Genomic DNA, 12,808 nt, shown 5'->3' with positions numbered 1-12,808 from the left:
CGCGGGAGGTTAGGGGTGTGTTTCAACCCAAACACTATCTATAATCCCCTCCAGAAGATCTGGGCTATCAATCCCTTCCGTCTCCTCCGCATCTCGCGGAGGATCCACCTTCCCTTATCTAAGGGAAGGAACCCTTGGTGTCGTCATTGCGAGCGAAGCGCGGCAATCTGCTACTTACAATGAACAATGTTTATATTCAATGTTTAAAAGTTGAAAGTCCTTGTGGAGATTGAGCTTGATCGAAATCGAAGTTGTAAGGTAGTAGTGAGAAGGCAGAACCTTGAATCTAGATCCTAGACTTATTGGCGACAAACAGATTCCCCTCTTGAGAGAGCCTGTCCCGCTTTTTAGCGGGAGGTTAGGGGTGTGTTTCAACCCAAACACTATCTATAATCCCCTCCAGAAGATCTGGGCTATCAATCCCTTCCGTCTCCTCCGCATCTCGCGGAGGATCCACCTTCCATTATCTAAGGGAAGGAACCCTTGGTGTCGTCATTGCGAGCGAAGCGCGGCAATCTGCTACTTACAATGAACAATGTTTATATTCAATGTTTAAAAGTTGAAAGTCCTTGTGGAGATTGAGCTTGATCGAAATCGAAGTTGTAAGGTAGTAGTGAGAAGGCAGAACCTTGAATCTAGATCCTAGACTTATTGGCGACAAACAGATTCCCCTCTTGAGAGAGCCTGTCCCGCTTTTTAGCGGGAGGTTAGGGGTGTGTTTCAACCCAAACACTATCTATAGTCCCCTCCAGAAGACCTGGGCTATCAATCCCTTCCGTCTCCTCCGCATCTCGCGGAGGATCCACCTTGTCCTCCCGTGGAAAACGCGGGACAGGCTTATCTAAGGGAAGGAGCCCTTTGCGGGTTTACCTCCAATAAGGCAGGCTCAGGGTGCAGACATACCATCTTCACAACGCAAGAAGTTCTGTCTAACATTTAACTTCTCGGACAAAATTCAAAAACAATTTTTGGGATTATTACAATTAATTCTTTCCTTGTCCCAACTAACGGAATAATCAACCTCATTTCCAGGTTTGTGTTTGAATATGCCCATGCGTTCCAAAACTATGTGTTAATTTTAAACAATCCAGGAAATAGGTTTGAGGCCTCCTGGCATCCAATCCTATAAATTTGTACCAACAGCATGAAAAAAAGCCAGTGTTTAATCATTTTATTAGGTATACTCTTCCTAGGGAGCTGTGCAGAAAAAGAGAAAAGCAAAGAAACCCAGGACACCTCGAAACCTAACGTGCTGGTGCTTCTAACCGACCAATGGAGGGCTCAGGCTACGGGCTATGCAGGCGATCCCAATGTAGACACTCCTCATCTGGACAGTTTGGCGGCCATAAGTGTCAATTTTAAAAATGCCGTTTCCGGGATGCCCGTATGCTCTCCGTTTAGGGCATCGCTCTTGACTGGGCAACGCCCCTTGACCCATGGGGTATTTATGAATGATGTACAGTTGGATACCAATGCGGTAACCATAGCAAAAGTCTTCAACAAAGAAGGTTATGATACCGGATACATTGGCAAATGGCACTTGGATGGACATGGGAGGCTACAGAATGTGGTTCCTGGCAATAGGAGGCAGGGTTTCCAGTTCTGGAAAGGGAACGAATGTACCCATGATTACAACAAATCCGTCTACTATGACAATGAGGACCCCAAAAGAAAAACATGGGACGGCTATGACACCTTTGAGCAGACCGAGGCTGCCATCGACTATATCAAGGAACGCAAGTCGGTCAAGAATCCGTTTATGATGATCCTTTCCTATGGCACACCACATGCGCCCTATCATACGGCCCCTTTGGAATATAGAAACCGATTTGATCCAGAAAAGATCCAACTTCGTAGAAACGTTCCGGATAGCCTTAAAGAACGGGTAAAAAAGGATTTGGCAGGGTATTATGCCCATATAGCTGCACTGGATGATATGATAGGCAAACTGATAAAAAACCTAAAGGATTCGGGGCAAATGGATAATACGATCATTGTATTCACGGCAGATCATGGGGATCTCCTGGGCTCCCAGGGTGCTTACAAAAAGCAGCAACCCTATGAGGAGTCGGCCAGGGTGCCCATGCTTTATTACCTGCCAGAAAAACTAAATATTGCTGTGGGAGATAGGGATGCTTTAATGAATTCGGAAGATATCATGCCCACCCTCCTAAGTTTGTGTAATATATCCATCCCCAGTACTGTGGAAGGATTGGATTATAGGCCTTATATGGAAGGGAAAGAAAAAATAGGGCATGCTACCTTGTTAACCTGTGTACAGCCCTTTGGGCAATGGAATAAAGTAAAACATGGCGGCAGGGAGTACAGGGCCATTAAGACCCTTCAATATACCTATGCCCGTGATTTGAACGGCCCCTGGTTGCTTTTCGACAATGTAAACGATCCATACCAATTGTTCAATCTGGTAGGTAACGAAGGCTATACTACCTTGCAGGACGAGTTGGAAATACAGCTGTCCCAACGATTGAAAGAAACCGGGGATGAATTTCTTCCTGGAATGGAATATATTAAAAAGTGGGGATATCCCGTAGATGAAACGGGTACGGTTCCTTACACCCATTAAGACGGTAGTGGATCTTTCCCTTGAATATATTAAAAGGAATTGATCACCATTTTTATTTCATGCTTGCCAGGCTCCAACCGAACCGAGCCAAAGGCCGATGCTACTTTTTTTCCGTTGTGCATTAGCTCTTTTCCAGGTGCGGGGGGCATTTCAAATTCGGCAACCATATTCGCAGGAATTTCAATGGTGTACAATTGCAATCTGGGATTGGCGTAGGTATAGCTTGCCTTAATGGTTCCTTTGATGGTAGGGACTTCAATGGTGCTATTCTTTAAATGGCCCATCTGTGGTTTAATGGTGGCAATGCCAAAACCAGGGATTTTGGGTTGGATTCCCCACAGTCCACGCGGAATGGCATTGGCAGGGACCGCCCCCCAAGCATGGTTCCAATCCAGATTATTCTTATACTTTAAATCCCAGGCTTCCAAGGTAATGGTAGAGCCGATGCGGATCATATTGTACCAACTTCTGTCACTGGTATCGGTCAATAGATCCAAGGCATAATCTTCCGCGCCGGCGTTGTAAAGACCATCCATTAAATATTGGGAACCATAAACGCTACAGGCCATTCCCCTCGATTTCACGAACTCCACAACCGATCCTAAATGTTCTTCGGGCACCATATTGAAAGCCAAGGGCATCATATTGGCATGTAAGGAGGCGTGGTCCGTGCCTATCCCATCAATGTAAATCCCCCTTTTGGCATCGAACATTTTTTCATTGAAGGCCTTTTTTGCCTTCAAGGCCCTTAATTTAAAATCCAAAGCCTCTTGTGTTTTGCCCAATACCTGGGCAAATTCGGCCATAATTTTCATGTTCTGATAGTAAAATGCATTCACTACTGTATTGTAATCCTTAAATACATAACCGTCGCGCTCTCCTTTGTTGGTAGGATCCCCGCCCCAGCCTGCTGAGGGCCAATCCACAATATCCCTAAAAGTCTCCTTCATGGTTTTAGGAAATCCAAGATGGGCCATTAACTCCGGGGTCATCTTGGTAGAGGTTATTAGACCATCTTCGTTGGCGAGCTCATAAAGGGTTTTGTATTTTAACTGATCGTAGTATTTCTGTATGAGTTCTGTGTTGCCGGTGTACATATAATCGGCATGGAACATAAGTGCCACATGTTGTTGCCATTCGGTAGGCCATGTGGGATGTTCCATAAAATATTCTATGGTCTGCCTTGCAATCGCATATTCCCGATCGGTGGTATAATGGCTCAATTGATTTAAATAGGCATCGGCCTCGTATGGGATACGCTCCCGGTCCCCATCTACGTATAGCCCGTTAAAAGTAGTGGCCTTAATGGAGTATTTACATAAATCCCAAACCTGATTCAATATATCATTGGAACTGTTGAAGTTACTGGCATTATCCTCCCAATAACTGTGGTGGGCCAATTGCGTGAAATTATCGGCGGTCAAGGGTTCTTGGGCCCCTTCTACTTCCGCATAACGGAATGGCATTAAGACAGGAAAGCCGTCCGGTAACGGTACTGCTTTGCCAGGCAGGGTATTGCGTGTGTCCGGTTTGATTGGAAGTTGATAGTAGGTTTGTTTGGGTGTCACCGCTACCTCAATTTTCTGATACCTAATATGGCTTTTTTTAAAGGGGGTCCTGTTAATGATTTCGCCCTCCAATTGTTCTCCTATGTGGAACGTCAGGGTATGATCGGCTTTGGCGTTGTAGGTAAAATCTATGGTAGCGAAGGCCGCTTTTCCGAAATCGATAAAATAGGTGTCACCTCTTTTCTCAAATTGGGCAGGACTTATTCTATCTATTTGAAAACTGTTAGGTGTCGTTATGCTAGCTTTGGGGCTACCCATGGTAAAAGCCTGGGTTTTGGAATATCTTGAAAGTCGATTGTCCTGGTCCCATATGCGCACTTTCCAATAGTAGGTACTACCACTTTTTAACGGGGTTCCCCCGTGTTCTATTTCCGTTGAGGCATTGGATCTTATTTGTCCACTGTTCCAGACATTCCCTATGTTGTTATTTATATTTTCTTCGGAGGAAGCCACCAATATTTGATAGGCCGATTGCGCTACAGCACCTTCAGGTACTACCCAGCCGTATTCCGGCTTGGGGTCAATAATGCTTACCCCGGCTGTGTTTCTTATCCATTCAATGATCAAATTGGAGGGACCTTGGGAATAATCGTTGGAAAGTTCAAGTATAAGGCTGTTCGTTTTTTTTCGAAACGATTCCAGTGTACTGGCATATTTTGAATCTTTTGCCAGATTGTTGATCTCCTTTGGATCCTCTTTTAAATTATAGAGTTCCTCATAGGATTGATCATTCACGTATCGGAAGTATTTCCAATCTTTGGTCCGTACCCCTTCACTGGGGGGAATGTTTTGAAACTCCCATAGATGTTCTATCAAAATAGTATCCCTCTCAAAATCTGTTTTGGGATTTCTAATGATGGGCATGAGACTTTTGCCCTGCCATCCCTCGGGTTGTTCCAATCCTGCCAAATCTAGAATGGTGGATGGTACATCAATGTTCAAGGCCAGGGCATCGTTGTCTTTTTGTTTTTTTATACGAGGGTCGAACACAATTAGGGGCACCCGTATGGAATTATCATATAGCAGCCATTTACCGGCAAGCTGACGTTCTCCCAGGAAATAACCATTATCGCCCATTAAAATGATTACGGTGTTTTTGTCCAGCCCTTTCTTCCTTAGCTCCTCCCTGATCTTGGCAATCTCACGGTCTATACCCGAAATCATCCTGTAATAGCCTTTTACGCTATGTTGGTATTTTTCGGGAGTATCGTAACGCCATGTCCACCGTAAGCGGTTAAACCCGTCCTGTACAAATTTTGGTTGCGCTTCAAAGTATTTGTTTTCGCCTAGGTCTGGTCCGGGCATATCCATGTTCCGAAGCAATCCATCGGACTCCTGTTGCCAAAAGTATTGGTCCTTGGCAGCGTCATGGGCATGGGGGGCACTGAAACTCAAGGAGAGACAAAATGGGGTGTCGGTATCGGCGTCCGCGATAAAATCTATTGCCTGTTGACCGGTATATCTTGTAAGGTGCACTGTGTCTTTGCCCAAAGTTTTGTAGTAATACCCACGCCTGTCCTTATACTTGTTGTTGCGGTCATAGGACTCATAAGTATCAAACTGCTTGTCAAGATCGTTATACCGTACACCGTACTTGCCATAAAAGCCCGTATTGTAACCATTTTGTTTCAGGATGGTAGGGTAGGAGTCGGCCATATAGGACTCCCGGATGTTTCCTGTCTGAAAATTGAAGTTATGGGTACGTTCATATAGGCCGGTAAGTATACTGGCCCTACTGGCTGCACAGATAGGGGTGGTTACAATGGCATTTTTAAAATAAGTGCCTTCTTGGGCCAATTTATCCATTTCCGGAGTGGAAATAAGTTTGTTTCCGGCATAACCCAGGGCATCAAAACGTTGGTCATCCGTTAAAATAAAGATGATGTTCGGTTTTTCAGCTTGCTGTGCTTGTGTTGTTTTTTGTGCTGATAATGGAAGAGCGCAAACTGAGAGAAGTATTGCAACAATTATTTTTGTTTTCATCAATCCCTGATTTTTGTTACTAAATGATAGCAATAAAGTGCCTATTGTTATTGGATCCACCAATTGTGATTTTACCGTTCCTTCATCTAAAGTGAAAGTAGTTTCCAATGGATAGGAAGTGGTACTCCAGTTTAAAGGTACAAAGTAAAATTGCTTTTGAAACGGACCTTATCAAACATAAGCTTTATATGCCCATAACCTATCCTGTGCTGTCCTGTCCGTAATGAAAATTATTTTTGGTTGGAAGGTGGAGTGGGGCAGAGGAGGTCTTTTGGACGATAAAAAAAAAGGGAAGAAAATTTTAATTTTCTTCCCTTTTCAATTGTTTCATTTTCAAGTTTATAAAAGGATCCAACAATGGTTGGTAAGACCGCGATCTTCTTGAAAAGAAGAAAACTCAAATACTATAAATTCTTCAATCTTATATTTCTATATTCCACCTTCATTGGTGGTCCTACATGCACCTGTACTCCCAAATACCCTGCAGATTTCCTGTTGACTGTATCATCATCGATTACCTCACTCATTAGAATGCCATTGATGTAATGCTGTAGTTTGTTTCCCTTAATGATTAGGTGGGCTTCGTTCCAGTCTTCACTCTTGATTTTTGTTTTTAGTTCGTCGGAATCGCCTAGGGATTCAATAACCTCACGGCTCTGCCAAGCATTATTTGCCACATTGGCACGTAAAGACCCGGGAGCATCGGGGTTTTCTTGTGAAGTGATAATAGCCTTTTCACCACGATAGGCCAAGGTGGCGCGTTTTTTTTCTTCATAGTTCTGCCCGGTATATCTGATCTTCCCATCTATATCGGCCTGGTAGCCCCGTAAGGCATAGGGAATAGTGTCTATTTTTTCACTGCGATAATTGATACCGCTGTTTCCCGCTTCAGCGATACGGAACTCCAATTTTAATTCAAAATCACTGGGCTGACCGTCTTTCCAAATAATAAAGGTATTGTTCTTCAGCAAGGTGGTGGGGGTTACCTCTCCCACAAGATTGCCGTTCTCTACCTTCCAATAGTTGGGGTCCCCTTCCCAGTTATCCAGTGTCTTGCCATCAAAAATCTGTACAAATCCATCTTGATCCGTTGTGGCCACAGCCACCTCCTCTTGCGATTTGTTTTCTTTTTTCTCCTTACAGGACTGTAAGCCAACAATTGCAAACAGCACTAATATATGTGGCTTAAATATTCTTTTCAAATTCATGTTTTATTGTTTTATTGGTTTGTTGTAATAAATGTATAGGCCATCCTTTCCGGCCACAATAATATCTTTCATTCCGTTATTGTCCACATCGGAAACGCTAAAGTAGACTCCGGTCCCCTTTCCTTTGCCATAGGTTCCATAATCAATCAGCTGTTTACTAAAAGTCTCCCCGTTCCACTTGAAATAGTACAGTCCAAGATCATCGTTGGAGCCAGGGTCATGTCCGTTATGGGCACGGTATCGCTTACCGGTTACTAGTTCATTTTCCCCATCTTGGTCAATATCTGCCCATTCCATACTGTGGTACTGCGAATTATAAGGGTCAATGGCATGCTTTATCCATTGGGTTTTTTGTTTCTTGGTCGCGGGTTTTTGTTCGTACCAAAATAGGCCGTAATCATGTCCTTGGCCAACAATAAGGTCCGAAAGGCCATCCTTGTTGACGTCGGTAACTATGATAGGAACACTTGCCTCCACAAAATCAAATTCATGATGCATTTTCCATTCCTCTGCAAAGGTATCCTCGGGTGCTTCCAACCAACCCTTTGCTACTATAATATCGGTGCGTCCGTCGCCGTTTATATCACCAAAACCAAGGCCATGTCCATGTGCACCAAAAATGGGGTGTTTGCTGAATCTTCCTATACCTTTTTTGTTGCCATCCAATTGCAATCTATAAATAACCAAGGAGTCATTGGGAGTATTGGGAATGATTTCCGTGATACCGTCACCATCCAAATCCCAGGAACGGCTACTTTCAATATTACCCGCTTCGCCTATTAAGTGTTCCTGCCAAGCACCCCTACCACCAGGGTTTTGTTTCCAAATCAATTGTTTCCCAAACCAGCCGCCGGTGATGAAGTCCGTAAGGCCATCCCCATTCACATCCAATGGAATAGTGGAAAAATCATCATAATATTCCCCATATCTTTTTGCCGAACCCAAATAATGTTTTGTTCTAAAATCGGGTCCCTTATACCAATAGCCACCTGAAACAATATCGACAAGGTTGTCGTTGTCCACGTCGAACACGCCTACCGTTTCGTAACTTTCTGAAGCAATTTGCTGCTTGATAAATTTTAAGGGTTTTACCTGTGCCATTAGGAAAGCACCCATAAGAAAAAAGACGGCGTTTATGAAAAACGCTGCACCGTTTGTGTTAACCGGAGTTAACATAAACGGTGCAGGTCTTTTTAACCTGAATTGGCCAGTTCCTTTAATTGATAGGGCCATACTTAATTGTTGGCTTCCTTATCCGCATATATGGGATTTTCTGGATTTCCACCAGCAACCAAATAGGCCAATAGGTCCTTAACTTCTTCTTCATTAAGTCTATTGATGGTTCCTGGAGGCATCCAGGAAATGGTAGACAACTTGGTGTCTACCACTTGGTCTTTAGGAATCTCACGGGTTTGATCGGGTGCATAAGGATTTTGCGAGACGATATAATTTTGCTCGGTCTCGTTCATCAATCGTCCAGCAATCGATTTTCCATCCTTCAAGGTGTACACCGTGGTGTTGTATTGGTCCGAAATTACATCGTTCGGTTCAATAATGGCTTTGAGTATGTCCTGAGGTGAAAAACGGGTCCCCAATTGTGTTAGGTCCGGCCCAATATTCTCTCCTTCTCCCTGCATGGAATGACATGTGATGCAGGTGGTAGCTGCAAACATGCTTTTGCCGTACTCGTAATCCCTTCCCTTTAGGCCATCGGCCAATAAGGGTTCTATATCCTCTACTTTCCAATTGTGGCGTGGACCTTTGGGCTGTACGGTTGTAACGGCCAAATCGTTGCCTGAGCTGGATAATAGTTCGGCCCCGGACATTTTATCGTAAAATTCAAACTGGTCCTTAGGTACATGGGTCAGGGCTTTTTTCCTGGCCTTGTCTATAAAACCAATATAGCTTCTACCTGCCTTAAAAGAAAAGGCTTTGTTGAACCATTTGAAATATTTTTCACGAAGTTCTGGAGTCCATCCCTTGTCCACATCCTCGAGTACCAACCCGTAATAGGTGTGTTGGGCAGGAGGCATATTTTTCAGCGTAAGGGCTATATCCATTCCATATTGCGGATTTCTCAAGATCAGATCGGAAGCCTCTGTGGCCGTATTGGCCATGACATCCAAATTTTCCTCTGTTTTGGATTCCAATAACGCCAATGTTTTGCTTGCCACGGTTGGATCGTCCAAGTATGCCAGTGTTTTACTGAGCATTTGGTTCAATACATCCGTTGTTGCCGGATAATGTGGCGAAAGATACTTGATCACCTTGTTCTTAACGGATGATCCCGGAACCCCAAAACGGGATAAAGTTAGTTCAAAAGCACGTAACTGGGCCACCTGTTGTTGAGAGCTTAGCTTGGAGTAATCTACCCCTAAAAGGGCATTGAGCATCTGGTCTTGCTGCGATTTGTTACCGTGTCTGGCCAAGGCGATAATACCTTGCGCCAAGGCAACAGGATCCTTTTCCGAAAGGGCCTTGCCCTGCCATTCCTTAACGGGTTGGTGCTCTACGGCAATACGGGCCGCATATTGTATAAACCGGTCCGCATTGTTTAAATAGGGCCATGCAAAGTCCACCGCGCCACTCTTTGGGCCTGTATGGTATTCTTCCAACTGTCGTCTTATCTTGTTTCCTTCGGTGAGTTCGGATGCCTTGTTGGCAGCTGCTATGTCCTCATTACCGGTATAGTGTACCCTGTAAAGGTCAGAATCCAATCTACGTCCTCCGGTCATGAAATACATGGCACCATCCGGACCTATAACGCCATCGGTCAATGGCAGCGGGATTCCGGATAAAAACTCTTCCCTTTCTCCATCATAGGAAGACCCATTGGCCTTAAGATGAATGGCATAGATAATGCCAAAACTCCAGTCGAAGGCATAAATACTCTTCTGATATTTTTCCGGGAATTTAGCTCCCCTTCCGTAGACCACATTGGTAGGAGATCCCTGCCCAATATTTACAATGGCCGGAAGGTTGTCCGGATATGCCGGGGACCATTTTCCATTCCCCGTTCTCCAACCAAATTCGCTACCGCTGGTAACATGGCAGATACGGGTGGGGCGGTACCAGGGCATGCCCAAATCCCATTCCATATCGGAATCGTAGACAAACATATCCCCTTCATCGTTAAAGTCCAGGTCAAATGGATTCCTGAAACCGGCACTGATCAATTCCCACTGCTTACCTTCCGGGTCAATTTTTGCTATCCAACCCCCTGGGGCACCACGGTCATTGGCATGGCCGCGGGGATCCTTGATCTGGGGAAAGAGATTGTCGTCTTGCCAAACATTGGGCAGGCGATAGTTGTCCATTTCCGGAAGATCGGTATGGTTCCCAGCAATTACGTAAAGGGATTCCCCATCAGGGCTCAGTACTATACTATGAGGACCATGTTCTCCCGCACCGTTCAATGCCTTTAACTGTGTAATCTTGTCATATTGGTCATCGTTGTCCGTATCCTGCAAACGATATAGCCCACTGCTCTTTTCAAATTCGTCATCACCACGATGGTTCACCATGACATATAGACTGTTAAAAGCATAGAGCAATCCTTGGGCATAACCCATTTGGATTATGGAATCGGCCACGGCCTCCCCGGTTTGTATTTTAAGTTTTTCAATCTTTGGTGTTAGTACATCCGATCCAATGGCGGGGAGCTCCAGGCGATATAAGGCACCGTATTGATCGGCAGTGATCAGTCGGTCTTTATTGTCAAAGGCCATGGCCACCCAAGAGCCCTGGTCGTTATCGGCGGGACTGTACAGGTGTTCCGCCTCAAAGCCAGGTTGTAATTTAAGTTTGGCCAATTTTGGGTCGAGCTCTTGGCCACCTGCAGTCTCCATTTTCTTGGTATTTTCACAGGAAACGGTCAAAAGCATTGAAAAAATAAGTGCGGCAAATAGTTTGGTCATTATTGTTGGATTTTAATTTTGTGCCTAATATAATTAGAAATTAGGATTTAACGACGATTCTGAGGCAGGAAGTGCATACCGTTCGGAAATATTTGTGAAGACATTTCCTCTTGGTGCTACCCCTGCAGGATAATAATAATCAACCGGATTGGCCTTTATTTTATTTCCATGGGCGGTTATCACGTCTATGGCGCGACCTGTTCTTACCAAATCGAACCACCTTTTGTTCTCGAAAGCAAGTTCTACCCTGCGTTCATTAAAGATGGCTTCTCCCAAGTCCCCGGAGTAATCCCCTAATCCAGCACGATCACGTACCATTTTTAAATAGGTGTCCGCGCCGGCCTTATTTTGTTCCTCAAGCGATTCGGCCAATAATAGCAATACTTCCGAATAGCGATACACTGGCCAGTTCATACCGTGGTTTCCATTTAAGGCGTGTGGCTCCACATACTTTTTAATGATTGGATAAACACCATTTTCCCAAAAACTTTCGCTGGCGGTAATGTACATGATGGAGGCATCCTTTCTGAAATCCCCATCCTCATAGGCTTCAATGATATCCGGCGTGGGTATATTGTTGCCTTCCCCGTTAAGTGGTTGGGGATTGGAGGTTCCAGTTACCAAACCAACTTCGGCGGCAGTAAGTGGCCTTGGAAGAAAGTTGTATAAAAAACTACCATTCAGTCCGTCCGCACCTTCCCGATATTGGATTTCAAAGACCGACTCCATGTTGTTCTTGTTGTCGCTATTCCCGGAAAAGGCATCTTCATAATTGGGCATAAGCATATATTCTTCACTGTCTACCACTGCTTGTAGCACTGTTTCAGCCTCGCCCCATTGCTTGCGCACCACATAAACATTTCCTAAAAGTGTTTGAGCGGCACCGGAGGTTACCCTACCGGGCTGTTGCTGTGATTTAAGGGGGAGTAGGGGAATGGCCGCTTTGGCATCCTCAATAATCTGTCCATAAAGCTCATCTTCCGAAGCAAGTGGTAAAGCTGCCCCTTCACGGTCTACTACAGGCTCAAGATGCAAAGGTACCCTACCAAACAACTGTGCCAGGTCAAAATAAGAATAGGCCCTCAAAAATAGTGCTTGCCCTTTTACGTTCGCTTTGGCGGCTGCATCAAATTCAGCATCATCTATGGTTGCCAAAATTTGGTTGGCCCGAGCTATAACTTCGTAATAACCAACATAAACATTGTTTACATGGTTGTTGGCAGTAATACCTCCATCGCTTGGTATGGAGTGGTCTGCAATATCCTCTTGGTTATCCGTAGCACCAAAGGCGGTGTTACGTGCAAAATAGGTATTGTCCGAGTGCATTTCGGCCAAATAGGGTTTGGAAGCATTGTTAATGCTACGCAGGGGTACATAGGTTCCATTGATGGCCTGTGTAAAATCCTCTTCCGTCTTAAAGAAAGTAGGTACACTTAACGAATCTTCTGGAAAAATCGTTAATTCCTCGTCACAACTGCTTGCTAGAAAACCTAGCAATACTGCGGTAAAATAGAATATTTTTTTCATTTTTTCATTTTTAAAATTTGT

The 12,808-nt window shown here is 44.5% G+C and carries 6 protein-coding genes; 1 reads left to right on the top strand and 5 read right to left on the bottom strand.

The features are described from left to right. The first annotated feature begins 1,144 nt into the window (after positions 1-1,144). On the top strand, positions 1,145-2,584 hold the full coding sequence (locus tag C7972_RS16710; RefSeq protein ID WP_110357314.1) for a sulfatase: 1,440 nt from the start codon (positions 1,145-1,147) through the stop codon (positions 2,582-2,584). A gap of 29 nt (positions 2,585-2,613) precedes the next feature. Here the strand turns inward: C7972_RS16710 and C7972_RS16705 are convergent, their stop codons facing one another. The 5 genes from C7972_RS16705 to C7972_RS16685 all read right to left on the bottom strand — a co-directional run bounded on the left by C7972_RS16705 (position 2,614) and on the right by C7972_RS16685 (position 12,787). Next, positions 2,614-6,135 (bottom strand): sulfatase-like hydrolase/transferase, encoded by a 3,522-nt coding sequence (locus C7972_RS16705; RefSeq protein ID WP_110357364.1) that lies wholly within the window; start codon positions 6,133-6,135, stop codon positions 2,614-2,616. A gap of 404 nt (positions 6,136-6,539) precedes the next feature. Continuing rightward, positions 6,540-7,343, bottom strand: coding sequence for a DUF1080 domain-containing protein (locus tag C7972_RS16700; protein WP_110357313.1), 804 nt, complete (start codon positions 7,341-7,343; stop codon positions 6,540-6,542). Between the two features lie 3 nt (positions 7,344-7,346). Beyond that, positions 7,347-8,519: a VCBS repeat-containing protein gene (locus C7972_RS16695; protein WP_220020924.1), complete on the bottom strand. Its 1,173-nt coding sequence runs from the start codon at positions 8,517-8,519 to the stop codon at positions 7,347-7,349. A gap of 59 nt (positions 8,520-8,578) precedes the next feature. Then, positions 8,579-11,260: a c-type cytochrome gene (locus C7972_RS16690; protein ID WP_110357312.1), complete on the bottom strand. Its 2,682-nt coding sequence runs from the start codon at positions 11,258-11,260 to the stop codon at positions 8,579-8,581. Between the two features lie 33 nt (positions 11,261-11,293). Further along, on the bottom strand, positions 11,294-12,787 hold the full coding sequence (locus C7972_RS16685; protein WP_110357362.1) for a RagB/SusD family nutrient uptake outer membrane protein: 1,494 nt from the start codon (positions 12,785-12,787) through the stop codon (positions 11,294-11,296). Positions 12,788-12,808: the final 21 nt, after the last annotated feature.

The sequence above is a fragment of the Arenibacter sp. ARW7G5Y1 genome, from assembly GCF_003201775.1.
In the GTDB taxonomy this organism is placed as follows: Bacteria; Bacteroidota; Bacteroidia; order Flavobacteriales; family Flavobacteriaceae; genus Arenibacter.
The sequence above is the reverse complement of the archived record's forward strand: the minus strand, read 5'-3'. Positions and strand labels throughout refer to the sequence as shown.

Excerpts from the sequence above, each read along its gene's own strand:
- C7972_RS16710 (WP_110357314.1), top strand. The coding sequence starts at position 1,145 with ATGAAAAAAAGCCAGTGTTTAATCATTTTATTAGGTATACTCTTCCTA.
- C7972_RS16705 (WP_110357364.1), bottom strand. The coding sequence starts at position 6,135 with ATGAAAACAAAAATAATTGTTGCAATACTTCTCTCAGTTTGCGCTCTT.
- C7972_RS16700 (WP_110357313.1), bottom strand. The coding sequence starts at position 7,343 with ATGAATTTGAAAAGAATATTTAAGCCACATATATTAGTGCTGTTTGCA.
- C7972_RS16695 (WP_220020924.1), bottom strand. The coding sequence starts at position 8,519 with ATGTTAACTCCGGTTAACACAAACGGTGCAGCGTTTTTCATAAACGCC.
- C7972_RS16690 (WP_110357312.1), bottom strand. The coding sequence starts at position 11,260 with ATGACCAAACTATTTGCCGCACTTATTTTTTCAATGCTTTTGACCGTT.
- C7972_RS16685 (WP_110357362.1), bottom strand. The coding sequence starts at position 12,787 with ATGAAAAAAATATTCTATTTTACCGCAGTATTGCTAGGTTTTCTAGCA.